Raw genomic sequence first — 24,388 nt, forward strand, 5'->3', positions numbered from 1 at the left:
AAAGTGGCGGTTGAAAAAATGAAATTTTGACAGTTGATGCATGTGAAATTACGTTTTAAAAATGGACAAATTTTTCTCCGGAATTGAGATTTTTTTTGTAATTTGATTAACTTCCATGGTGATTCTATTGCTTCGTTATAAAATAAAAAAAATACTAGATAACGAGGATAACAAGAGTCTGATAGTAGGTAGTTTTTTTGCTTTTATTATTCGTATTGTAGGTGCGTTAAGTGGGTTTGCAGCAACATTTTTTATAGCGCGCAATTTAGGTCCGGGAGAATCTGGTTATTATTTTTTAGCATTCTCAGTCGTGGTGGTAGTCTCGGCCTTTTCACGGACTGGTTTGGATAATACAGTATTGCGTTTTACGGGAGGTTCGCCCGAGCTAGCGGTGGATGCAATTTTTAAGTCATTGCTGTTGATTTTGTCGGTTAGCTCGCTTAGCGCGATGGCTTTATATTTTTGTGCGCCATACCTGGCTACGCAGCTCTTTTCGAAACCTGAATTGGATCCCGTCTTAAGATATATGTCTTTAGGGGTTGTAGGGCTATCGGTTTTGACTATTTCTGCGATGGCTTTACAGGGCATGAGACGAGTGTTGGCATCTGTTTTTGTGCTAAATATTGCGGCTAATTTATTGCTTATTGCGAGCTTGTACCTGGTTTCTGATTTATCTGCTGTACAGTTGGCTGGTCTATATGCTTCTGCATCCTTGCTGGTAGGCGGTGTGGGTTTTAGCTTTTTTTATCTGTATAGGCCGCGTGAACGTAAGTCAGCCATTTCGTGGCGCGATTTGTTTGCTAGCTGCGGCCCACTTTGGATTGTGGTTATTATGTCGCAAATGGTGGAGTGGTCAGGGCAGTTTATGGCTGGTGCTTATGTGAGCAGCGAGGCTTTGGCCCAGTTAGCGGTTGCGCAGCGTACGGCAATGTTAAGTAGTTTTATTTTGATTGCAGTGAATTTGTTCGTTGCGCCGAGGTTTGCTAGTTTATATCGCAATAACGACATGCTGGCTTTGGAACATTTGGCGATAAAATCGGTTAAATTAATTAGTTTATTTGCCTTGCCTGTAATTGGTGGCATGCTTATTTTTCCTTCCTTTTTAATGGGCTTGTTTGGGGCGGAGTTTGCGGAAGGTGCTGTGCTATTGCAGATTTTGGCAGTAGGGCAGTTTATTAATGCTATTACCGGTTCGGTTGGTTTTCTCCTTATAATGTCGGGGCATGAGCGCGATATGCGTAATGTAACGCTTATTTCTGGTTTTTCTGCAATTTTTTTGGCTTGGTTTTTAACGGCACAGTTCGGCATCATTGGTGCAGCTACGGGTACAGCAATAGCGGTGGCTACTCAGAATTTACTTGCCGTCTATTTTGTTAAGAAGCGCTTGGGTTTTAATACTTTGGCGGTTTGGCGATAAAACGAGTAAGTTACAATAATATCGAGTTTTAAGTTACCAATGGTGATTTTATGAATGTAGTTGTCATGGCGGGTGGAAGCGGAAGCCGATTATGGCCATCGAGCAGGGGTTTGTTTCCTAAGCAGTTTCTTTCTGTCGCGTCAGAAAACACCATGCTACAAGAGACGTTGGCTAGAACTGATGGTTTGGCTTCTGATATCACAGTGATCTGTAATGAAGAGCACCGGTTTATTGTTGCTCAGCAATCTCAAGAATCTAAACACCATTTAACTTCAATTATATTGGAGCCTGTGGGCCGCAATACAGCTCCGGCAGTCGCTCTTTCTGCATTTGAGGCGCTCGAGTCGGCTATCGACGAATCCTCTGCTCCGTTACTCTTAATTATGGCCGCCGATCATGTGATTGAGGATGTAACCGCCTTCCACGACGCTGTTGCCGTTGCGAAGGTCCAAGCTGAAAGCGGGAAAATTGTAACTTTCGGTATTGTGCCTGATTCAGCTCATACAGGTTACGGGTATATTCATCGCGGAGATGAGTGTGGTGTAGGTTCGTTTTCGGTTTCTCGGTTTGTAGAAAAGCCTGACGCTAAAACTGCTCAGTCTTATTTAGAGGATGGCGGTTATTATTGGAATAGCGGCATGTTCTTGTTTGCCGCTGATGTGTATCTGGCTGAGCTAAAAGCATTTCGTCCCGATATATATGAAGCCTGTGAAAAGGCTTATTTAGGGAAAAATCGTGACGTAGACTTTTTGCGGGTTGATGCTGATGCGTTTAAAGCGTGTCCTGGTGAATCTATTGATTACGCGGTAATGGAAAAAACAGATAAGGCGGTGGTTGTGCCTTTGTCTGCTGGTTGGAGTGATGTTGGTGCTTGGTCTTCTCTTTGGGATATTGGCAATAAAGATGCTGCTGGCAATGTGAGTAGCGGGGATGTCTTGAGTCACAATACGTCTAATTCTTATATCCGTGCTGAACATCGTTTGGTGGCAACTGTAGGTTTGGATAATATTGTGGTAGTTGAAACCAATGATGCGATATTGGTGGCCGCGAAAGACCAGGTTCAGGATGTTAAGAAGATTGTTGAGTCTTTGAAGGCAAAAGGCCGTAGCGAGGTGAGCCAACACCGGCATGTATATCGCCCCTGGGGTGTTTACGATTCCATTGATAATGGTGATCGTTATCAGGTTAAGCGGATTACCGTAAAGCCGGGCGCGAAATTGTCAGTACAAATGCATCACCACCGGGCAGAGCATTGGATTGTTGTGTCGGGTACCGCCAAGGTTACTAATGGCGATAAAGAGATAATGCTAACAGAAAACCAATCAACCTATATTCCGGTTGGCGTTGTGCATGCTTTGGAAAACCCTGGTGTGATTCCGCTGGAGTTGATTGAAGTGCAGTCGGGCTCGTACTTGGGGGAAGACGATATAGTGCGTTTTGAGGATCGGTATGGACGGGTGCCTAAGGGTTGAGGCATATGGATCCTCAGTCAAGCTGAGGATGACGGAATAAAAGGGCGGGGAGTACGGCCGTCATACCCTACCCCGATCTGGTACCCATGTGAGCGAAGCGAATGCACTTGGCTTTAATGGAGTACATAGCGGCTCAAGGCTCGAGGCTTATGGATCCTCAATCGAGTTGAGGATGACAGAAGGGAGGTGACAAGGAATATTGTCATACCCGGCCCTGACCGGGTATCCGCGTGAGCGGGTACAAACCGAGCACATAGGTTACAGATTAGCCTGATCAGATGGGTAACACTGCTTATTCCTCAGTGATAAGGAGTGTGGATCATGCCTTGGCAGAAGACTAACCACGTGAACGAAAGGCAGCGATTTTTAGATGCATGGTTAACGGGTCGACATACGATAGCAGCCCTTTGCCGTGGTTTTGGCATAAGTCGTAAAACAGGTCACAAATGGATTGACCGCCTTAAAACAGAGGGTATGAGTGATTTAAGTGATAGGTCGCGCGCGCCTCATCAGCAGGCGCTCCAGACTACCGATGCCGTCATTCAAGTCCTTCTCGACACCAAGTATGTGTTTCCTGACTGGGGCCCTCGGAAAGTTGTTGAATATTTAAAGCGTACCCAGCCTAATATTTGCTGGCCAGCTCATAGTACGGTTAGTAGCATATTTACTCGTCATGGTCTCGTAAAGCCTAGAGGGCATCGACATTACAAGTCCCCCGCTAGGACGGCGCCACTATCACATGCAAGCGATTCTAATTGTGTTTGGAGTGTCGATTTTAAGGGCGACTTCCTCATGGGTGACCAGAATCGGTGTTATCCGCTCACGGTTTTTGATAATTACAGTCGCTACCTTCTTGACTGTAAAGGCTTGTACTCAACAAAGTCAGGGGCCGTTATTAGTGCTTTTGAACGCCTTTTTATGGAATACGGTCTTCCAGAGTACGTGCGTTCGGACAATGGTTCACCATTTGCGTCTACTCGTATCGGTGGGCTGAGTCGATTTAGTGTATGGCTGTTGAAGCGAGGAGTGATGCCTGAACGCATACGACCTGGGTGTCCTCAAGAAAATGGTCGCCATGAGCGTTTTCATCGAAGCTTAAAGGCTGCTGTGTCTCCTAAAGGAAATCTATCAGCGCAGCAGCGGGCATTTAATAAATATCGACATAGCTATAATTACTATCGCCCACATGAAGCTCTCAACGATGCCCCGCCGATAAGTCACTACCAAAAGTCTTTTCGAAGCTATGCCGGCCAAGAAATTGAGTTTGTTTACCCAGATCACTTTGAGATAAGAAAAGTGCGATCAGATGGCAATATGAAATGGAAACAACAAATACTCTATGTGGCGAATCTACTTGCTGGTGAGCACATTGGTTTAGAGCCGGTAGAGGAAGGACGTTGGATGGTATACCTATCAACATTGAAATTAGGTGTGTTGGATGAACAAGAAAAGCGGATAATAAGACCCGGTTAATATGAAAAATGTGTTACCTATGTGACTGGGCTAATCTGTAACCTATGTGGGTGTTTGTACAGCGAAGCGAATGTCGTTGATTTTAATGGAGTGCATAGCGGCGCAAAGCCTGAGGCCTATGGATTCTCAATCGAGTTGAGGATGACAGAAGGGAGGCGACAAGGAATATTGTCATACCCGACCCTGATCGGGTATCTATGTGAGCGAAACGAATGCCTTCGGTTTTATTCGATTGCATAGCGGCGCAAAGCCTGAGGCCTAAGGATCCTCAATCAAGTTGAGGATGACAGAAGGGCGGCGACAAGGAATATTGCCGTCATACCCGACCCTGATCGGGTATCTATGTGAGCGAAACGAATGCCTTTGGTTTTATTCGATTGCATAGCGGCGCAAAGCCTGAGACTTATGGATCCTCCATCGAATTGAGGATGCCGTGATGAAGGCGGATGACCGAAGGAAAATCGCTTAGTGTCTATTTGAAGTCGCTCTGCTGTTTCGGCGGCGGACACTCCACTGATATCGATGGGCTAAGCTCGATTCTGGGAATCACGCATCAATGCGTCCAATATTTTACGAATCTGTAGATTGAATTTTACCAGTTCGCGTACTCACATTGTCTGGGGGAGTGCAGTGGCTACTTGATTCGAGATTGGTAAGGTTCGCTAAGGTGCTCTGGCGATCTGTTCATTCATTGGGGCTATTACTGTTAACTACGGCGGATATTCGCCACCAGTTTATAATACTCCTATTCTTCCTTCTAATTGCGCCTAACACCGGCAGTGAGAATACCTTTGCCGCTAGAATGCGAGCTGTTTGCTTATAGGTGGGGCATCGATACGGCTATTATCGATTTTAATCGGTAAATATCTAGGAAGTGCGCTAGCATTAGAACAAAGCTTATGGCCATTGAGTGATTCTTTAGCTGAGGTCTTGGGGCTCCCGAAAGATCACTCACCGAGATGCGCGACGATCACCATTCTAGACGAGGAGAAGTTTCTCGAATATTTTCGTCGCCAGATAAGATAGCAAATATTTAGCTTGAGAGGTTTTTGTGAAAGTCGCGCTAATAACGGGTGTAACAGGGCAGGATGGATCGTACTTGGCTGAGTTTCTCCTTGAAAAAGGTTATGAAGTTCATGGCATTAAGCGTCGCGCGTCGTCGTTTAATACCGAGCGCATTGATCATATATATCAAGATCCACATACAAACGACAAAAATTTCATATTGCACTACGGGGATTTGTCGGACTCTTCAAACCTTACTCGGATTTTAAAAGAAGTTCAGCCTGATGAGGTTTACAACCTAGGCGCGCAGTCTCATGTGGCGGTCTCTTTTGAAAGCCCTGAATATACCGCAGATGTTGATGCGCTCGGCACATTACGTATTCTAGAGGCTATTCGATTATTGGGCCTAGAAAAGAAAGTCAGATTTTATCAAGCGTCTACCTCTGAGCTTTATGGCAAAGTTCAGGAAACGCCACAGACCGAAACTACGCCATTTTATCCGCGCTCGCCTTATGCCGCGGCGAAGCTCTATGCATACTGGATTACAGTCAATTATCGTGAATCTTATGGTATGTATGCGTGTAATGGCATTTTGTTTAATCATGAGTCGCCGCGTCGTGGTGAGACATTTGTAACGCGAAAAATTACTCGCGCAGTCGCGAATATCGCGCTGGGGTTAGAGAAGTGTTTGTACTTGGGTAATATGGATGCGCTCCGTGATTGGGGGCACGCAAAAGACTATGTTCGTATGCAGTGGATGATGCTTCAGCAAGAGCAGGCTGACGATTTTGTAATAGCAACGGGTCGACAGATATCGGTGCGAGAGTTTGTTCGTATGTCTGCCAGAGAGGCTGGTATAGAGCTGGAATTTTTTGGTAATGGACTTGATGAAGAAGCGACCGTCGTCTCGGTGAATTCTGATCTAGCTCCCAGTGTAAACGTTGGGGACATTATCGTACGTGTTGATCCAAGGTATTTCCGCCCTGCTGAGGTAGAAACTTTATTGGGTGACCCGAGTAAGGCGAAAGAAAAATTAGGTTGGGTGCCGGAAATTACAGTTGAGCAAATATGCGCTGAAATGGTGGCTTCTGATCTTGATAAAGCAAGGCGAGATGCGCTATTAAAAGATCATGGCTTTGATGTGTCTGTAGCTCGTGAAAATTAAAAGGAGTTCGTCTTTGTGAGGCGTGTTTTTGTTGCGGGCCATAATGGCATGGTTGGTTCTGCTATCGTGCGTCAGCTCAATATTGCTGGTGGCTGTGATGTGATTACTTGCGATCGTCAAGAATTGGATTTGCTAAAACAGTCGTCAGTAGCAGAATTTTTTGCGGGACAAGAAATTGATGAGGTGTATTTAGCCGCCGCAAAAGTAGGTGGCATCCTAGCGAACAATACATACCCCGCAGATTTTATCTATGAAAACCTGATGATCGAATGCAATATTATTCATTCAGCATTCAAGTCTGGTGTGCGCAAATTGTTGTTCTTAGGCTCTTCATGTATTTATCCAAAACTTGCGGAACAGCCTATGTCGGAATCTGCCTTGCTTACAGGTGCTTTAGAGCCGACTAATGAGCCTTATGCCATAGCGAAGATTGCCGGTATTAAGCTTTGCGAATCGTATAATCGGCAATATGGTGTCGATTATCGCAGCGTGATGCCGACTAATCTTTATGGTGAGAATGATAATTTTCATGCTGAAAACAGCCATGTTATTCCTGCAATGATGCATCGCTTTCATTGTGCGGCGAAAAGTCAGGCTGCGGAAGTTGTTGTTTGGGGTACGGGTACACCAATGCGTGAGTTCTTGCATGTAGACGATATGGCTCAAGCTAGTTTATTTGTAATGAACCTAGATAGAAAATCATATGAATTGAATACCGAAGCAACGCTGTCGCATATAAATGTAGGTACTGGAGTTGACTGTAGTATCGCAGAGCTAGCTTATACGGTGGCGAATATTGTTGGGTTTGAGGGCCAGATTATCTTTGATAAAACAAAGCCTGATGGTGCGCCTCGTAAGTTGGTCGATGTTTCGCGCTTGAAGGGGATGGGCTGGCAGTCGAAAACTACTCTCGAAGAGGGGCTTCGTTTAACGTACGAGTGGTACTTAAAGAATGAAGCTAATATCCGATTGTGAGTGCTGGGCTAGCTTGTCATTGTAAGTTTTTACGCTTTTCGATTATTCGGGAGCCCATGGGTCGAATTCCCGTTTTTATAGGGGATACGAGTTTCCTGATTCTAGCGGTGATGAGCGCGGATTAGATAATCGAGGATTTAGGCGCGTTTCGCGCCGAGGTAGATATCCTTAGTTACATATCTTGATATTCATACGTTCACGAGGAATACTGGCTAGCTGCTTCGATGCCAGTGAAAGCTGTGGCAGATATCCTATTTGAAAGTTCTGTTTTGCCCAGAGTGAGAGGTATATGAATCCTTGCGTTCGTAAGGATGACAGTTGAGGAGGGGGAAGGAATATTGCCGTCATACTCGACCCCGATCGGGTATCCACGTGAGCGAAGCGAAGGCTTTTGGTTTTAGTGGAGTGCATAGTGGCGCAAAGCCCGAGGCCTATGGATCCTCAATCGAGTTGAGGATGACTGAATAAAAGTCCGGGGGGAAAAGTGGCCGTCATACCCGGCCCCGATTCGGGTATCCATGTGAGCGGAGCGAATGCACTTAGCTTTGGAGCACATAGCGGCGCAAAGCTCGAGGTTTATGGATCCTCAATCTAGTTGAGGATGACAGAATGGGAGCGCGACCGGAAATATCCCCGTCATACCCGGCCCTGATCGGGTACCCATGTTAACGAAGTGAATGTATTTTGTTTTTCCACGACCCGCCTTTTTCACGTGCTAGAATCTCCCTCCTAAACATAATTTGATTTGCGAGACTGTTTTATGAGAGTCACGGTTTTCGGTATTGGCTACGTTGGCCTCGTTCAGGCGGCAGTGTTGGCTGAGGTGGGGCATGACGTTGTTTGTGTGGATGTAAATGTTGAGCGGGTCGAGAATTTAAAAAAGGGCATTATTCCGATTTATGAGCCGGGCCTAACGCCCTTGGTGCAGCGGAATTTTGACGCAGGTCGTTTGCAGTTTACAACTGATGCTGAGCTTGGTGTGAAGCACGGGCGCATTCAGTTTATTGCGGTGGGAACGCCACCCGATGAAGACGGCTCTGCGGATTTGCAGTATGTGTTGGCGGTGGCTAAGACGATTGCGACGTATATGGTTACGCCTAAGATTATTGTGGATAAATCCACTGTGCCGGTGGGGACTGCAGATAAGGTGGGGGCTTGTGTCAGTACTGTATTGAAGGAGCGAGGGCTTGATCTTGGCTTTGATGTTGTGTCTAACCCGGAATTTTTAAAGGAGGGTGCTGCGGTTGCGGATTGTCAGCGACCTGATCGGATCGTTATTGGTACAGATAGCCCTGCTGTAGAAAGTAAGATGCGTGAGTTGTACGCTCCCTTTAATCGCAATCATGAAAAGTTAATTGTGATGGATGTGCGCTCTGCAGAGCTGACAAAGTATGCGGCCAATTGCATGTTGGCGACCAAGATTAGTTTCATGAATGAGATGGCTAATTTGGCGGAAAAGTTGGGCGCCGATATTGAGAAAGTGCGTCAGGGGATTGGTTCTGATCCGAGGATTGGCTACCACTTTATTTATCCTGGCTGTGGTTATGGCGGTTCTTGTTTTCCCAAAGATGTTCAGGCCTTGGTGCGTACCGCTGAGAAAGTCGGTTATGTGCCAGAGTTACTAAAATCTGTTGAGGCAGTGAATAGTCGTCAAAAAGAAAAGTTGTTTACGCATATTCAGGCATATTTTGGTGGTGATTTACTTGGCAAGAAAATAGCGCTGTGGGGTTTGTCGTTTAAGCCTAATACCGATGACATGCGTGATGCCTCAAGTCGCGTACTGATGGAAAGTTTGTGGGCTGCAGGTGCGGTGGTTCAGGCTTATGATCCGGAGGCGATGAATGAGGCTCAACGTATTTATGGTACGCGCTCTGATTTAACGTTGATGGGTACTAAAGAGTCGGCATTGAATGCTGCTGATGCTTTGGTTGTGTGTACAGAATGGAATGCGTTTAAGGCGCCTGATTTTGATTTGGTGAAAGAGCGTTTAAGCCATGCAGTCATTTTTGACGGTCGTAATTTGTACGATCCAGCAATGTTGGAGCAGCAGGGTATAGCCTATTACGGCATTGGCCGTGGGCGCAGTGTGTTGAGCTTTTCATAGTGCGATGTAGTCATGATTAGGTGGTTTAGGTAATAAGGTGTTTATTCAGCACCGGCGGTATTTGGATCCCCGATCACGTCGGGGATGAAAGAGCGGATACTGGAGTAATGTGTTTCCCCACCTAGTGTTGCGGCAAGGTGTGCTTTTCCTAATGACCCCTGAGTATTCTGGTGACAATCCTTCCCCGCTGGGGCTCCAATCCTTCTATCGTCATACCCGAGAACGATCGGGTATCCATGTGAGCGCAGCGAATACTTGCCGTGATGATGAGTTCGGAATAGCCCATAGCCTGAGGTTTATGGATCCCCGATCAAGCCGGGGATGACGGTTGGTGGGTTTATGTGCGAGTGCTGGTAGAGCAACGTTCTGTATAAGTGGCAGATCAACAGCCTGTAGCCGACTTAGAGCAGCGGTCTGCAACAGAGCTAGAACAACGGTCTGGAGCAGAGCTCGATAAAACCTGCGGTCATACCCGACTCCGATCGGGTATCCATATGAGCGCAGCGAATACTTCCCATGATGATGAGCGCGGAATTGCCCATAGTCCGAGGTCTATGGATCCCCGATCAAGCCGGGGATGACGGTTGGTGGGTTTAGGTGCGAGTGCAGGTAGAGCAACAGTCTTTAGCTGAGTTAAAACAACGGTCTGTGACAGGCATGTAGCAGCTTGGAGCAGAGCTCGATAAAACCTGCGGTCATACCCGACACCGATCGGGTATCCATATGAGCGCAGCGAATGCCTGCAGTGATGATGAGTTCGGAATTGCCCATAGTCCGAGGTCTATGGATCCCCGATCAAGCCGGGGATGACGGTTGGTGGGCTATGTGCGAGTGCAGGTAGAGCAACGGTCTTTAGCTGAGTTAAAACAACGGTCTGTATCCGAGTTAGGGCAACCTCTGTAGCTGGGGTAGAGCAGACTGGAACGGAACTGGATAAAACCTGCTGTCATACTCGACCCCGATAGGGTATCCATGTGAGCGCAGCGAATACTTCCCATAATGATGACTGCGGAATTGCCAATAGTCCGAGGTCTATGGATCCCCGATCAAGCCGGGGATGACGGTCAAATTCAGTGAAGAGTAAAAACTTCGTCATACCCGACCTCGATCGGGTATCCATGTGAGCGTAGTGAATGGTTCTGTTAGTCGTTCGGAGTTTACTGGGGTTCAACGTTCGAGGTATATGGGGGCTCGCGTCTGCATGAGTGACGGCTAGGGAGCTTAAAGCACTAATTGCATGGCGAAGTTAAGTCACTGAAATATAAGTGTAATGTGGTGCTGGTTGGGGCAATGATTATATCCGGAGCGGACAAATAATCTTTTCTATATTACTTCTATGCCGGAGGCCGATCCGGTATCTATATGAGCTTAAACGAGAGTTTATGCTAGTTTTTAGTTAATGTTGTGTTACTTAAAATTATTAAATAAATATAGTTGCCTTGCGATGATGGTCGCGCTATCGAGATATTTAATTTGCATTTAGCGTTATCGACGTTAAACTTAAAATTGCTCAGGAAGAGCACTTGGCAGGGACGCTGACCAAGGAACGGTCATGCGTAAAGGACTATGTACATGAATAGATCTCAAGGCGTTCCTGCCACCTTTTTTTACTCTCCGGTCTTTTTTACTCTGTAATGGAGTAGAGTTTTAGCCAGTTTTAAATTTCCCACATACCTTTCGCCGACACATAGTTTAGGTCTTATTTGATGTGAATGGCTTTATTAGTTGTTGGGAGCCCCGAGTATTTCAAAGCCCATTGCCTATGGATCCTCACGGTCGCAAGGATGCCGGTTTGGGAGCTTGATATGTTTGTTAAATATTTGCCTGAGTCTAATCCGTAGTGATTTGGAGCTATGCTGATTTGTCTTAAGTTATGGAGTAGTCGGCGCATCCGGATAGCTAGCGATTCTATAGCTAAGTTATAAATTCGGCCTCATTTGCTTTAGAATACCTGTTTATTTATTGGGTATCGCACATGAAGTCAATTCTCGTCACTGGTGGCGCTGGGTATATCGGTAGCCATACCGTCGTCGAATTACAGGCGGCGGGTTATGGGGTTGTTATTGTCGATAATCTTGAGAATAGTAATCCTGCGGTCCTTGAGCGGATTGAGAATATCTCTGGTATTCCCCCGGTTTTTGTTAAAGCGGATATACGTGATGCCGACGCTTTAGCGGCAGTATTCTCCCAGCATAGTATTGATGCGGTTATTCATTTTGCAGGTTTAAAAGCGGTTGGTGAGAGCGTCGAGCAACCACTTCGTTACTACGATAACAATGTCCATGGCACGATGGTCTTGTGTCAGGCCATGGCTGATGCGGGCGTTTTTAAACTGGTGTTTAGCTCTTCGGCGACAGTTTACGGTCCTGATGCGCCGGTGCCTTATGAAGAGTCTATGCCTCTAGGGCAACCCTCTAGTCCCTATGGTGCGTCTAAGGCGATGGCCGAGCGTGTGCTGGCTGATTTATGTGTGTCTGATTCGCGCTGGGCGGTAGCTGCCTTGCGGTATTTTAACCCCATAGGTGCGCATTCCTCTGGCTTGATTGGCGAGGATCCCTTGGGAATTCCAAATAATCTAATGCCTTTTATAAGCCGTGTTGCCGTTGGTAAATTAGCCGAGCTATCAATCTTTGGTGGTGACTACGAGACGCCTGATGGCACTTGCGTACGCGATTATTTGCATGTAGTGGATTTAGCTGTAGGTCATTGTCGGTCCTTGCTGTCTTTGGAGAAACCGGGCTTGCATGCGTTTAATTTAGGCACGGGTCAGGGAGTCTCTGTATTGGATATGGTTAAGGCATTTGAGTCCGTTACTGAGCAGCGGGTGCCATATAAAATAGCTCAACGCCGTAGCGGTGATTTACCGGCATTTTGGGCGAATGCAGATAAAGCAAAGCATGAGTTAAATTGGGTTGCTGGAAGTTCGCTCGAGCAAATGATGGCGGACACATGGCGCTGGCAAAGCGGAAATCCTGACGGTTATGGTGGGGAGTAAAGTCCTAGCATTGTCGCGCTTAGTTTTTATGAAAATAGATTCTGATGGGTGTCTAGGTTGGGGGTGTTGCTAAGCTAGTCCGTCATTCTTTATTTATATTATGTCTGGCGGAGATAGTGCGAGCGGCTTAATACTTTCGTCATCCCCAACCCCGATTGGGGATCTAGGTGAGCGAGGCGAATGCCTTGGATCCATCAGGAATATGCAGTAACACAAAGCCCGAGGCTTATGGATCCCCAGTCAAGCTGGGGATGACGTGTGCCGGTAGGACGACATAGCGCGTGATTTTGAGTATATGCCGTATCAACGCTCCGTATACCCAAGACCCAAGACCCAAGGCTCAGGACTCAAGACTCAAGACTCGCCCCTGGCTTCGCTAAAACCTCTGTCATCCCCGACCCCGATCGGGGATCCGCGTGAGGGTAAGCGAATGCTTTGGATCTTTCCGGAATATGCAGTAACACAAAGCCCGAGGGCTATGGATCCCAGATGACGTTGGCAGAGAGGATATAGCGCGACGTTGAGTATATGCCGTTTTAAAGTTACGGATACCCAAGACCCAAGACCCAGGACTCAGGACTCAAGACTCGCCCCTGGCTTCGCTAAAACCTCTGTCATCCCCGACCCCGATCGGGGATCCATGTGAGCGTAAGCGAATGCTTTGGATCCTTGCGGAATATGCAGTAACACCAAGCCCGAGGTTATGGATCCCCAATCAAGTTGGGGATGACGGTTGGTGGGTTTGTGTGCGAGTGCAGGTAGAGCTGTGGCCTTTAGCAGAGTTAGAACAGTGGTCTGGAGCAGGGGTGGAACAACAGTCTGGAGCAGAGCTCGATAAAACCTGCCGTCATCCCCGACCCCGATCGGGGATCCATGTGAGCGAAGCGAATGCTTTGAATGTTATATCTTATTTAAGGTTTTATCTTTTTCTAATTGATAGCTTTGTAAATCCTCAGCCAGCTGCAAATTCCCTTGATAATAATTCTGCGCTTCGTCGTATAGGTCCTTCACGGTATGTTCTTTGGTGCTTTTTTCTGCTCGGTAACGTTGGCTAAAGTGGGTAAGTATAAGGTGCTTTAGTTCTGCATCGGCTGCTGTTTTGGCGACCATCGCTGCAGTGCTATGCATATATTGTGGGCCGACGCGGGCGAGCACGTCTTCTGTGAAAGTGGCCTCGTGAATTAGTAGGTCACTCTTCTTTAAAGTCTCTAACAGTAAATCCGGTTTGTCATTGTCACCACCGATGACGGCACTGCGAGGTGGCCACGCGACATTGCGAACGTGTTCGGCTCGAACAACATCGCCGTTTTCAAGAGTAACGTCGTTCCCTAATTGTAATTCGTGCCATAGTGGGCCGCGCGGAATGTCGAGAGAATCCAAAACACTTTCATTAATATGATACGGCGGTTTTTCGGTAACGTGATAGGCGAAGCAGGGTACTCGGTGTGACATGGCTATCGCGTCAACCGAGATGTGGCCGTCGTCATAGTGGAAGTCGTCCTGGTCCGAGCGCACAAAGTTGAGGGGGAATCGTAAATTATGTACGTCGGTGTAGGCGAAGGTGTTTCGTACATATTGCTCAATACCATCGGGGGCGCAGACGGTGAGAGGCGCTGTGCGGCCACTCATATTTGCACTGGCAATCAGGCCCGGCAGACCGTAGCAGTGATCGCCATGTACGTGAGTAATAAAAATGGTTTTAAGTTTAGCGGATGAGTAGCGACTTTTTAATACGCGATGCTGTGTGCCTTCGCCGCAGTCGAATAAATACCACTCGCGATGGTCTTCAATTGCCAGCGCGAGTGCGGTGACATTGCGACTAACGGTTGGCGTGCCGGCGCTGGTGCCTAAGAAAGTAAAACGCATAAGCTGAGTATATTCATATCGTAAATAAGATTCATGATGACATTGTGGTCTATTTTACATAAATGTGCCTGTTTGGCGTGGCTGACTATTTGTATTTTCTGGGTACTTCATTGGTGGTGGCGGCAATTAAGTCATATCGTCGCTACCTAAGTGAGTGTTAGTCAAAGCCCGAGGTCTATGGATCCCCGATCAGGTCGGGGATGACAGTTGGATTGCCTAGCACATGGCCCGTCATACCCGACTCCGATCGGGTATCCAGGTGAGCGCGAGGGAATGCCTTTACCGCAGTCTTTCTACAGTGGTCTGATTTCTTGAACTCGCTGCGCCATTCGGATGAGGCGGCGGGTTTTGGTTTGTATTATTGTCAACCAATCATCGCTTGCGAGCGTATGTCTTGATCAAACACCAAAACAATAATGCCGGGAAAGGACGTAGCAATGAAATTCGCGTATCACCACAGTATGTGCCCCAGTGAGCAATATATTCCGCTGACCTTGGAGGCAGAGAAGTTAGGCTTCGATACCATTACGATGCCTGACAGTATTTGTTACCCCAAAGAGGGTAGCTCTAAATATCCGTATAACAGTGACGGCAGCCGCGAATTTTTAGATGGTGTGCCGTTTATGGAGCCCTTTTTACTGACCGCTCACTTGGCTGCGCTGACCAGTAATGTGCGCTTTACTACCTCGGTACATAAACTTGCCGTTCACGAGCCGGCTTTGATTGCTAAGTCTTTGTCTACTCTGGCTATTCTTACAGGAAATCGCTTTGGCTATGGTGTTGGTATTAGCCCGTGGTCAGAAGATTTTGAGGTGACGAATGTTGCGTGGGACAAGCGCGGCAAGCGTATGGACGAAATGATCGAGATCATTAACGGTTTAATGAGTGGCGAGTACTTTGGCTATAAGGGCGCGATGTTTGAGATGCCTGAGATTAAAATTTGTCCGGTGCCAACTGTGCGACCACCGATTTTGGTTGGTGGACATTCAAAACCTGCGCTGCGCCGCGCCGCGCGTTTAGGTGATGGCTGGATCGCCGCCGGCGGCGATTTGGACTCCATCAAGGAAATGGTTGATCAGATTAACGAGTTTCGTAAAGAGTATGGCCGTGATCATTTGCCCTTTGAATTCCATGCCATGACGGCTGAGGCCTACTCTGCAGACGGCATAAAGCGCCTTGAAGACATTGGTATTGATGAGGTGCTGGTTGCCTTCCGTGATGTTTACGCATCTGAAGCCGATGATAAGACGGTGGAAGAGAAAGTGGGCATGCTGAGCTGGTATTCGAACGAGGTCATTGCCAAGTCTCGATAAGCGATTGCTATGGCTAGTGCGTCTTATCTAATTGTGATGGGACGTATATATTCGCGCCACGGTAACACCCTAGCTTTGGTGGACATAGATAAAACCCACTGTCATACCCGACCCCGATCGGGTATCCATGTGAGCGCAGCGAATGCTTGCCGTGATGATGAGTGCGGAATTCCCCAAAGCCCGAGGTTTATGGATCCCCGATCGAGCCGGGGATGACGGTTGGTGGGTTTATGTGCGAGTGCAGGTAGAGCAACGTTCTGTATAAGTGGCAGATCAACAGCCTTTAGCCGATTTAGAGCAGCGGTCTGCAACAGAGCTAGAACAACGGTCTGGAGTCGAACTCGATAAAACCCACTGTCATACCCGACCCCGATCGGGTATCCAGATGAGCGCAGCGAATGCTTGCCGTGATGATGAGTACGGAGTTACCCAAAGTCTGAGGTTTATGGATCCCCGGTCAAGGCGGGGATGACGGTCGAATTCAGGGGAGAGTAAAAACTTTGTCATACCCGACCCCGATCGGGTATCCATGCGAGCGTAGCGAATGCTTGCCGTGATGATGAGTTCGGAATTGCCTATAGTCCGAGGTCTATGGATCCCCGATCGAGCCGGGGATGACGGTCAAATCCAGTGAAGAGTAAAAACTTCGTCATACCCGACCCCGATCGGGTATCCATGTGAGCGCAGCGAATGCTTGCCATGATGATGAGTGCGGAGTTACTCAAAGTCCGAGGTTTATGGATCCCCGATCAAGCCGGGGATGACGGTTGGTGGGTTTGTGTGCGAGTGCAGATAGAGCGACGGTCTGCAGTAGGGGTAGATAAAACCCGCCGTCATACCCGACCCCGATCGGGTATCCATGTGAGCGCAGCGAATGCTTGCCGTGATAATGAGTGCGTAATTACCCAAAGTCCGAGGTTTATGGATCCCCGGTCGGGCCGGGGATGACGGTCGAATTCAGGAGAGAGTAAAAACTTCGTCATACCCGACCCCGATCGGGTATCCATGTGAGCGTAGCGATTACGTGCCGTGATGATGAGTACGGAATTGCCAAAAGCCCGAGGTCTATGGATCCCCGGTCAAGCCGGGGATGACGGTCAAATTCAGTGGAGAGTAAAAACTTCGTCATACTCGACTCCGATCGGGTATCCATGTGAGCGCAGCGAATGCTTTCCGTGATAATGAGTATGGAGTTACCCAAAGTCCGGGGTTTATGGATCCCCGATCAAGCCGGGGATGACGATTGGTGGGTTTGTGTGCGAGTGCAGGTACAACAACGGTCTGTATTAGAGGTAGAGCAACAGTCTGGGGCAGAGTTAAAACAACTCTCTAGAGCAGCGGTCTGGAGTCGAGCTCGATAAAACCCACTGTCATACCCGACTCCGATCGCGTATCCATGTGAGCGCAGCGAATGCTTTTCGCTTAGGCCGGCTGTTTTAGCAGCTCGATCAGCTTAAACAGATATTCAGCTTTTTCTTCGCGTTCTTCAAAGGGGCACATTAGTAGATTTTTGGCCATTCCGTTGACTAGGTCGAAGGCGACGCTGGTGATCTCCTCAGCGCTTAGCTGTTTGGTGACATGTCCTTTGGCCTGCATGCCGGCAATCATAATGGTCATTAAGTCTCTGAACTGCTTATTTTTTTCGCGCTCGGCCTGCAAGCTATCACCGTGAGTTAGCGCAAAAGTCTGTAGATTTAGGCGCACACGCCACTCTAGGTCTGACTCCGCATCCAGCGGCAGACCGGCTTTAATCACGGGGAAAAACGACTCTATATTTGGGCTGTCGTCGGCGATTGCTTCCTGCATCCGCAGGTCTATACGTTGGTCTGCCCAGCGAAAGGCGGCAATCACGATTTCTTCTTTGCTGCTGAAGTAGTGCGACAGCACGCCGATAGAGCAGCCCAGCTCTTTGGCTAATGCGCGCGTAGTTAGTGCTTCCAAACCTCTATTTGCGATTAGGCTTGCTGCTGCGCCAGCCACTTCTTCGCGGCGGCTGTCGTGGTCTACTTTCCTCAATTTTCTTACCTTGTGTTCATTTATCGGGTCAGCGTGATGCGATTATAGGACGTTAATATACCGAAGATGACTAAAGTTTCATATCGGACGCTTGATATGTATGTTGTCCAAGCCTATGATTGGTGAAAATAACAAGTTCATCGAACCCCGCTTGGAGGGCCGATCATGACCACTACAGTTAACCCTGAATACAAATTAGCCAAAAACAACACCAACTTGGACCATATTCCAGGTTCCTTCGGCATCCCTATTATTGGCCAGACGTTTCAGCTAGTTAACGATCTGTATGGCACGATCGACAATCAATACAAGAAATACGGCAACGTTAGTCGTTTTGGTTTGGCGGGATTTCGCGGTGCGCTATTGGTTGGGCCTGATTTATATAAACAGGTCTACCTAGATAAAGATAAAAACTTCTCTGCCGAAATGGGCTATATGGGGTCTTTGGGCCGCTTCTATAAAGGCGCCTTGTTACTGCGTGATCACGAAGAGCATAAATTTCAGCGTCGCATGATGCAGTCCGCCTTTAAGAACGATGCAATGAAAGGCTATATCGGCACCATGGGGCCGATAATCGGCGAAGGTATTGCCGACTGGGGCGACGGCGACGGTAAGTTACTGTTTTTCCCTGCGATAAAGCAAATACTGTTAGATGTGGCCGCGAAGATTTTTGTTGGTCTGGAAGAGAGCGATGAACGGGCAGCCAAATTAAACAAGGCATTCTTAGATATTGCCAATGGCTTGATGGGCCTTATCACTAAGGAAATCCCCGGCACTAAGTACCGCAAGGGCAAAATTGGTGAGCGTTATCTTAAAGAGTTTTTCGGTAGCTTAATTGAAGAGCGTCGTGCTGGTGATGGCACAGATACCTTCAGTTTCTTCACTCGTGAAAAAACCGAAGACGGCGAATATTTCTCTGATGATGACATCATCGCGCATATGAGCTTTTTGCTGTTTGCTGCTCATGACACGACTACTAGTGCATTGAGCCACATCCTCTTTTATCTGGGTCAAAACCCAGAGTTACAGCAGCGTTTGCGTGACGAAGCAATGGCGATAGATAAGCCGTTCTTAGAGTACGAAGATTTAGAAAAAATGCCTTTGATGGAAATTGCGGTTAAAGAGGCGCAGCGTTTACATCCTTCGGTAATGATGATGCAGCGCCGCACTATTAATGATTGCGAGTTGGGCGGTTACAAAATACCAGCAAACACCATTTTATTTATGGCGCCGCAGCACAACCATCGCATGGCTGAGTATTGGGATCAGCCAGAAAAATTCGATCTTGACCGTTGGTTAGAGCCGCGCAATGAGCACAAGCGTCATACCTTTAGCTTTGTTGGCTTCGGTGGCGGCGCGCATAAATGTATCGGTATGCACTTTGCGTTGATGCAGGTGAAAAACTTTATGCATCAGTTTTTACGTCAGTATGAATTCCGTTTGGCGGATAATTTCAGCACTAAAATGCAAACTGTACCCCTGCCAAAGCCAATGGATGACTTGCCGATTGTGGTAAAGCGCTTAGCTTGAAGTAGGCCGCAACGCCCCTAAGGCTGAGGTCCCCGACTAGTTCGGGATCTCGGCTGGGGAGTGCTTCACCTCCGCGCATACGCGCCAAACCTGCCGTTAGACCCTATCCCATCCGGTATTCAGCTTAGAGCATGCGAATGCTCTTGCCCGTCCCCGCTATTTTAGTAAACACGCGATGAGCTTTTTCGTCACTCCCTAATGATGATATTTGAGCGGAGATGTCACCGTTACAGTGCTATCGGCCCCGTATAATCTTTGCAGCGTCACAGGAATAATAAAGAGGATTTAGCATGAAACTCGGACTACATCTTGGATACTGGCAAAAACAGCCAACAGACCGTTTTATAGAATTGGCTCAAGCTGCCGAGAATATGGGTTTCGATTCGGTATTTACCGCAGAGGCCTACGGCTCAGACTGCTTTACGCCATTGGCTGCAATTGCGGCGACAACGAGTAAGATTCGTCTGTGTACCGGGGTGATGCAGTTATCTGCCCGCTCACCAGCGTGTGCAGCGATGACAGCCATGACCTTGGATCACATATCTAATGGTCGCCTGTGCTTGGGCGTGGGTGTTTCTGGGCCGCAGGTCGTAGAGGGTTGGTACGGCCAGCAGTTTAAGCGTCCGCTTGAGCGTACCCGCGAATGGTTGGAAATTTTTCAGCAAGTCGTGGCGAGAGAAGCGCCGGTAGAGTTTCAAGGCAGCCAATATAACTTACCCTATCAAGGTCCAAATAACCTGGGTCTGGGCAAGCCACTAAAAAGTATTACTCATCCCCTACGTAAAAAGATCCCGGTATTTCTGGGTGCCGAGGGGCCAAAAAATATTGCCTTGGCGGCGGAAAAATTTGATGGTTGGATGCCGATTTTTGTATCGCCTTACCGCTTGAATATTTTTGACGACAGTCTCGCCAATAAGCCCGATGATTTTGAAATTAACGCGATGGTGAATTGCATTGTTAACGACAATCTCGAAGAGGCCATGTACCCGGGAAAAATGACCATGGCTCTGTACTTGGGTGGCATGGGCGCACGGCACGACAACTTCCATAAAAACCTCATGGGCCGAATGGGCTTTGGCGATGAGGCCGAGAAAGTGCAAGACTTGTGGTACGACGGCAAGCACGACGAGGCAATTAAGGCGGTACCCGATGCCCTGGTCGATGAAATCTCATTGCTTGGTCCCAAGGAGCGGATTAGAGAGCGTCTACAGGATTGGAAAAAGTCGGGCGTAACAACCTTGATGATTGGTCATAGCGATCACTTTGATACGTCGATTAAAACGATGGAGTTTATTGCCAACGAAGTGGTTTAAGTGCAGTGCTCGGCATAAGCGCTTAATGCGAGCTTTAAAAGTCCATCAAATTATTGATGGGCTTTTTTTATGTGCAGCGGAAAGTGAATTAGGCAATAACGGCGTTGAGCTCGAAAGGTTTGCTTTGATCATTTGCCAGCAGGGTTTGTAAGACCGGCATAATTTCTTGCATCTGCTCTTTAAGCTGCCAAGGCGGATTGATGACAAACATGGCGCTGCCATACATGCCGTGGCTGCCTTGTTCGGCTTGAACACAGAGCTGGGCGTGCAGGTAATTATCTGATGATAAGCCTCTGAGGCGACGGCCTAGATCCTTAGATTCATCTCTGGGAATAAGCGGATACCAGATTGCATACACCCCTTTCGGAAAGCGGCGTTGGCTATCTTTTAAGGCGTTAATTACATTGCGATAGTCGTTTTTATCTTCGTATGGCGGATCGATTAATACCAATGCGCGTTTGCTCGGTGGCGGTAGTAAACCCTTCAAGCCAGCAAAGCCATCGCTGTCGTGAATGCGGGCACGATCTTTAAAGCGTTTACTTAAGTTTTGGTGATCGTTGGGGTGTAGTTCAAATAGCTGGGCCTTGTCTTGGTTGCGCAGCATGGCGAGCGCAATTGCGGGCGAGCCAGGATAGCCCGCAGCCTCATTGGCGCAGCAGGCATCAATGATTTCTAAGTATCGCTTTAGTGGTGCTGGAAGCTCGCTATCGGCATTGCGCAGTTTAGCAATGCCGGTTTCAAACTCACGGTTTTGGGCGCTGAAGGCACTGGCAAAGTGATAAAAGCCAGCCCCAGCGTGGGTGTCTATATAAGAAAGCGCGGTGGGCTTTTGAATAAGGTAGTCGAGGATAAGTACCTCGACCACGTGCTTTAACACATCGGCGTGATTGCCGGCGTGAAAACCGTGGCGATAACTAAGCATTGCCGTATATTCCGGTATTGGCGCTGAGTGGTCTCAGCGCTGGTGATAGTCGACGCATAGCGCGACTTCATTGGCAGCGCCCAAAATAACGGGAACGCGTTGGTGGATATGTTCTGGTTGGATATCGAGAATCTTACCGTCTGGGGTCCAAACTTCGCCGCCAGCTTGCTCTACCAAAAAGCCCATTGGATTAGCTTCATACATAAGACGCAGCTTACCGGCTTGCTCAGGTTTGCGACTGTCCCAGGGGTAGGTGAACAAACCACCGCGACACAAAATACGGTGTACGTCTGCGACCATAGCGGCTACCCAGCGCATATTAAAGTCCTTGCCGCGAGGCCCGTCTTTACCTGCAATCAGATCGGAGATGTAAGTCTGCATGGGCGCAAGCCAATGGCGCTGGTTGGACATATTGATCGAGAATTCTTTGGCTTCAGCAGGAATATTAACGTCAGATTCGGTGAGCAGGTAGCTGCCGGTATCTTGATCCAAGGTAAACATCACCACGCCATTGCCAGTACTTAGCACCAGCATCACAGAGGGTCCATATAATACATAGCCCGCTGCACTTTGATTGCGACCCGGTTGCAGGAAATCTTGTTCAGTAACCGTTGCGTCGCCGGTGTGTGGAAGCACTGAAAAAATAGTGCCGACCATGCTGTTGATATCGATATTTGATGAGCCGTCTAAGGGGTCAAATGTAACTAAGAAGCTGCCGCTGGTGTGGCAGGGTACAACGTCAGTTTCTTCTTCAGAGGCAAGGCCACGCACAGCGGGTAAAGCCGCAAGTGCGTCTTTGATCATATCGTTAGCAATAACGTCTAACTTCTTTTGATCTTCGCCCTGCACATTTTCTGCGCCGGCAGCGCCAAGAATGCCGGCGAGGGCGCCCTTGGCCAAGGCTATGCTGATATCTGCGCTGACTTCAGCCAAGCCGATAATAATGGATTGGAGCTCGGCTGCCACTGAGGCATCCGCTAAATACTGGGGCAGGGCGATTCTGCTCATGTAATAAAAATTCCGTTTTGCGGGATAACAGCCCGCTATTATGTCATTCAGACGGGCGATAAGACAGGCGAACCGCTGCAGGTGTTGAGAAATAGGGTCGAGAATTTTACAAATTAGCGGCCAGTGGCCTATTGTTAAAGTGCTACTTTCAACTATGACAAGGAGGTCATTATGAAATTCCGTCTGATCTTATGGGTATGCTGCATGGCTATAATTCCTGGCGTTCATGCCGCGAGCTGGGAAGCCTGCCGCGCCAAAAAAATCGAAGCAGTGCGGCTTGAACAAGCACTTGGCGATGGTAAAAAGTTAAAGGGTTATGCCAGCGGCGCTGCAATGAAAAAGGCGCGTCGAGCAAAGGAAGATTGGATCTGGAAAAATTGCCGATACTACTCAAGCCGTTTGCGAGATATAGAGCGGGACATGATGTGATGGTGGGGTGACCACCTTCGTCGATGACGTTTCATTATAAATCGAGGTCTATGGATCCCGGATCCCTATTTGGTGCCCAGAGGAGCGCAGCGAATGGGTTTGGGTCTATTGTGTTTGATTGTCATCGTTAAGGGGCTATATTCCGTATGATCTGGATTGTTATTTGAGGAAATTCTAATGAGATTTTTAACCTTATTACTTGTCACCGCGTTTGCGACTTCGTTTTCAAATGCGGCGGTTGTTGAAGAAAAGCTTACGTTACCTAATGAGCTTGGAACTGCGGTGATGTATCACGATAATGCAGCGACTAAACCGGCCCCCGCTGTGGTAGTGGTTCATGAATGGTGGGGTTTGAATGATTACGCGCGCAAGCGTGCGCATCAGCTAGCTGAGTTGGGTTATACGGCGATAGCGGTAGATATGTATGGCACGGGTAAGTCGACTAGCCACCCGAAAGATGCAATGTCATTTATGAATGCGGCGCTCGCCGAACCAGAAAAAATGAATGCGCGCTTTGATGCGGCCTTGGCGATTTTGCGCAAGCAGCCATCAACCGATAGCAGTAAATTATTTGCGATTGGCTACTGTTTCGGTGGCGCGGTGGTCTTAAATCAAGCTCGTCGCGGACTGGATCTTGCCGGTGTGGCTAGTTTCCACGGCTCATTGGGTACCGAAACCAAAGTAGAGCCGGGTACTATTAAGGCCAAGGTGCTAGTGGCTACCGGCGCCGCCGATGCAATGGTCCCAGTAACGCAGGTGGTGGGTTTTGTCGAAGAGATGACCGCTGCTGGTGTAGATTTTGAGTTGCTGAGTTTCCCCGGCGTGATGCACAGTTTTACAAATCCCGGTTCAACGGCCCTCGGTAAAAAATACGATATGCCACTGGCCTATGATACTCACGCAGACCAAGTCAGTTGGGCCGCACTGATGACTATGTTGGCGCAGTGATTGCTACGTCCTGTTGTTTGAATCATTCAGGCAGCAGGACGGTGATCACATCTTGTCTCTGTTTTGTAAGACCTGTTTCTTATTATGATTCTTAGTTTCTATCGTAATTAGAACGACCGAGGTGAGATATGGCAGAGTGCTACCGGGTGCAAAAAAGCGCTATTCATGGCAAGGGATTATTTGCCCGTGCAAACATAGTGGCAGGGGCGGTGCTGGGTAACTGCGCAACACGGCCAGTGAGTGAGGCAGGTTTGCACACACTGACTCTGCCAGATGGTAGTTTGGCTGATGTGGTTTGTAGCTTGAAGTACATCAACCACAGCAAATATCCGAATGTTATTTATTACGATGACTTTAGTGTGGTTGCGCTGCGGGATATTGCCGCTGGCGAGGAGCTTTTGCATGATTATGGTGATGAGTGGAGTTAAGCCGAAGCC

18 protein-coding genes are annotated in these 24,388 nt (G+C 48.0%); 13 read left to right on the forward strand and 5 right to left on the reverse strand.

Annotated features, from left to right (window positions below; genetic code table 11):
* The first annotated feature begins 115 nt into the window (after positions 1-115).
* From AB4875_RS02840 to AB4875_RS02865, 6 genes are all read left to right on the forward strand, one after another.
* On the forward strand, positions 116-1,417 hold the full coding sequence (locus AB4875_RS02840; RefSeq protein WP_368374530.1) for an oligosaccharide flippase family protein: 1,302 nt from the start codon (positions 116-118) through the stop codon (positions 1,415-1,417).
* A gap of 50 nt (positions 1,418-1,467) precedes the next feature.
* Positions 1,468-2,889: a mannose-1-phosphate guanylyltransferase/mannose-6-phosphate isomerase gene (locus AB4875_RS02845; RefSeq protein ID WP_368374531.1), complete on the forward strand. Its 1,422-nt coding sequence runs from the start codon at positions 1,468-1,470 to the stop codon at positions 2,887-2,889.
* Positions 2,890-3,210: 321 nt separating this feature from the next.
* On the forward strand, positions 3,211-4,362 hold the full coding sequence (locus tag AB4875_RS02850) for an integrase core domain-containing protein (protein WP_368374532.1): 1,152 nt from the start codon (positions 3,211-3,213) through the stop codon (positions 4,360-4,362).
* Positions 4,363-5,413: 1,051 nt separating this feature from the next.
* Entirely contained in the window at positions 5,414-6,532 is a 1,119-nt protein-coding gene (gene gmd / locus AB4875_RS02855) for a GDP-mannose 4,6-dehydratase (protein ID WP_368374533.1), read from the forward strand.
* A 15-nt stretch (positions 6,533-6,547) separates the two neighbouring features.
* Complete coding sequence (fcl, locus tag AB4875_RS02860; protein ID WP_368374534.1) at positions 6,548-7,507, forward strand: GDP-L-fucose synthase; 960 nt, start codon at positions 6,548-6,550, stop codon at positions 7,505-7,507.
* 760 nt (positions 7,508-8,267) lie between these two features.
* A complete protein-coding gene (locus tag AB4875_RS02865) occupies positions 8,268-9,611 on the forward strand; it encodes a UDP-glucose dehydrogenase family protein (protein ID WP_368374535.1) in 1,344 nt (447 codons plus the stop codon).
* A 633-nt stretch (positions 9,612-10,244) separates the two neighbouring features.
* On the opposite strand, the gene AB4875_RS02870 is transcribed toward AB4875_RS02865, so the two are convergent.
* A complete protein-coding gene (locus tag AB4875_RS02870; RefSeq protein ID WP_368374536.1) occupies positions 10,245-10,382 on the reverse strand; it encodes a hypothetical protein in 138 nt (45 codons plus the stop codon).
* Positions 10,383-11,586: 1,204 nt separating this feature from the next.
* On the opposite strand from AB4875_RS02870, the gene galE reads away from it, so the two are divergent.
* On the forward strand, positions 11,587-12,606 hold the full coding sequence (galE, locus tag AB4875_RS02875; protein WP_368374537.1) for a UDP-glucose 4-epimerase GalE: 1,020 nt from the start codon (positions 11,587-11,589) through the stop codon (positions 12,604-12,606).
* Positions 12,607-13,506: 900 nt separating this feature from the next.
* Here the strand turns inward: galE and AB4875_RS02880 are convergent.
* On the reverse strand, positions 13,507-14,472 hold the full coding sequence (locus AB4875_RS02880; protein WP_368374538.1) for a ribonuclease Z: 966 nt from the start codon (positions 14,470-14,472) through the stop codon (positions 13,507-13,509).
* A 437-nt stretch (positions 14,473-14,909) separates the two neighbouring features.
* Between AB4875_RS02880 and AB4875_RS02885 the strand changes: the two genes are divergently transcribed.
* Positions 14,910-15,785, forward strand: coding sequence for a TIGR03619 family F420-dependent LLM class oxidoreductase (locus tag AB4875_RS02885; protein WP_368374539.1), 876 nt, complete (start codon positions 14,910-14,912; stop codon positions 15,783-15,785).
* Positions 15,786-17,207: 1,422 nt separating this feature from the next.
* Here the strand turns inward: AB4875_RS02885 and AB4875_RS02890 are convergent.
* The gene (locus tag AB4875_RS02890; RefSeq protein ID WP_368374540.1) at positions 17,208-17,801 is read right to left on the reverse strand and encodes a TetR/AcrR family transcriptional regulator; all 594 of its coding nucleotides are present in this window, start codon (positions 17,799-17,801) and stop codon (positions 17,208-17,210) included.
* 165 nt (positions 17,802-17,966) lie between these two features.
* Between AB4875_RS02890 and AB4875_RS02895 the strand changes: the two genes are divergently transcribed.
* Positions 17,967-19,331, forward strand: a complete 1,365-nt coding sequence (locus AB4875_RS02895; RefSeq protein WP_368374541.1) for a cytochrome P450 — start codon at positions 17,967-17,969, stop codon at positions 19,329-19,331.
* A 290-nt stretch (positions 19,332-19,621) separates the two neighbouring features.
* Entirely contained in the window at positions 19,622-20,644 is a 1,023-nt protein-coding gene (locus AB4875_RS02900) for an LLM class F420-dependent oxidoreductase (protein ID WP_368374542.1), read from the forward strand.
* An 88-nt stretch (positions 20,645-20,732) separates the two neighbouring features.
* On the opposite strand, the gene AB4875_RS02905 is transcribed toward AB4875_RS02900, so the two are convergent.
* Positions 20,733-21,566 carry a 23S rRNA (adenine(2030)-N(6))-methyltransferase RlmJ gene (locus AB4875_RS02905; protein ID WP_368374543.1) on the reverse strand — a complete coding sequence of 278 codons (834 nt, stop codon included), beginning with the start codon at positions 21,564-21,566 and terminating at the stop codon, positions 20,733-20,735.
* Between the two features lie 33 nt (positions 21,567-21,599).
* Positions 21,600-22,574 (reverse strand): class 1 fructose-bisphosphatase, encoded by a 975-nt coding sequence (locus tag AB4875_RS02910; RefSeq protein ID WP_368374544.1) that lies wholly within the window; start codon positions 22,572-22,574, stop codon positions 21,600-21,602.
* A gap of 204 nt (positions 22,575-22,778) precedes the next feature.
* Between AB4875_RS02910 and AB4875_RS02915 the strand changes: the two genes are divergently transcribed.
* The 3 genes from AB4875_RS02915 (at position 22,779) to AB4875_RS02925 (ending at position 24,379) form a co-directional block, all read left to right on the forward strand.
* Complete coding sequence (locus tag AB4875_RS02915; RefSeq protein ID WP_368374545.1) at positions 22,779-23,003, forward strand: hypothetical protein; 225 nt, start codon at positions 22,779-22,781, stop codon at positions 23,001-23,003.
* Between the two features lie 177 nt (positions 23,004-23,180).
* Entirely contained in the window at positions 23,181-23,951 is a 771-nt protein-coding gene (locus AB4875_RS02920; RefSeq protein WP_368374546.1) for a dienelactone hydrolase family protein, read from the forward strand.
* A 128-nt stretch (positions 23,952-24,079) separates the two neighbouring features.
* On the forward strand, positions 24,080-24,379 hold the full coding sequence (locus AB4875_RS02925; protein ID WP_368374547.1) for an SET domain-containing protein: 300 nt from the start codon (positions 24,080-24,082) through the stop codon (positions 24,377-24,379).
* Positions 24,380-24,388 lie beyond the last annotated feature (9 nt).

The organism is Zhongshania sp. R06B22 (assembly GCF_040892595.1).
Lineage (GTDB): Bacteria > Pseudomonadota > Gammaproteobacteria > Pseudomonadales > Spongiibacteraceae > Spongiibacter > Spongiibacter arctica.

Excerpts from the sequence above, each read along its gene's own strand:
- AB4875_RS02840 (WP_368374530.1), top strand. The coding sequence starts at position 116 with ATGGTGATTCTATTGCTTCGTTATAAAATAAAAAAAATACTAGATAAC.
- AB4875_RS02845 (WP_368374531.1), top strand. The coding sequence starts at position 1,468 with ATGAATGTAGTTGTCATGGCGGGTGGAAGCGGAAGCCGATTATGGCCA.
- AB4875_RS02850 (WP_368374532.1), top strand. The coding sequence starts at position 3,211 with ATGCCTTGGCAGAAGACTAACCACGTGAACGAAAGGCAGCGATTTTTA.
- AB4875_RS02865 (WP_368374535.1), top strand. The coding sequence starts at position 8,268 with ATGAGAGTCACGGTTTTCGGTATTGGCTACGTTGGCCTCGTTCAGGCG.
- AB4875_RS02870 (WP_368374536.1), bottom strand. The coding sequence starts at position 10,382 with ATGGGCAATTCCGAACTCATCATCACTGCAGGCATTCGCTGCGCTCAT.
- galE (WP_368374537.1), top strand. The coding sequence starts at position 11,587 with ATGAAGTCAATTCTCGTCACTGGTGGCGCTGGGTATATCGGTAGCCAT.
- AB4875_RS02880 (WP_368374538.1), bottom strand. The coding sequence starts at position 14,472 with ATGCGTTTTACTTTCTTAGGCACCAGCGCCGGCACGCCAACCGTTAGT.
- AB4875_RS02885 (WP_368374539.1), top strand. The coding sequence starts at position 14,910 with ATGAAATTCGCGTATCACCACAGTATGTGCCCCAGTGAGCAATATATT.
- AB4875_RS02895 (WP_368374541.1), top strand. The coding sequence starts at position 17,967 with ATGACCACTACAGTTAACCCTGAATACAAATTAGCCAAAAACAACACC.
- AB4875_RS02900 (WP_368374542.1), top strand. The coding sequence starts at position 19,622 with ATGAAACTCGGACTACATCTTGGATACTGGCAAAAACAGCCAACAGAC.
- AB4875_RS02905 (WP_368374543.1), bottom strand. The coding sequence starts at position 21,566 with ATGCTTAGTTATCGCCACGGTTTTCACGCCGGCAATCACGCCGATGTG.
- AB4875_RS02910 (WP_368374544.1), bottom strand. The coding sequence starts at position 22,574 with ATGAGCAGAATCGCCCTGCCCCAGTATTTAGCGGATGCCTCAGTGGCA.
- AB4875_RS02915 (WP_368374545.1), top strand. The coding sequence starts at position 22,779 with ATGGCTATAATTCCTGGCGTTCATGCCGCGAGCTGGGAAGCCTGCCGC.
- AB4875_RS02920 (WP_368374546.1), top strand. The coding sequence starts at position 23,181 with ATGAGATTTTTAACCTTATTACTTGTCACCGCGTTTGCGACTTCGTTT.
- AB4875_RS02925 (WP_368374547.1), top strand. The coding sequence starts at position 24,080 with ATGGCAGAGTGCTACCGGGTGCAAAAAAGCGCTATTCATGGCAAGGGA.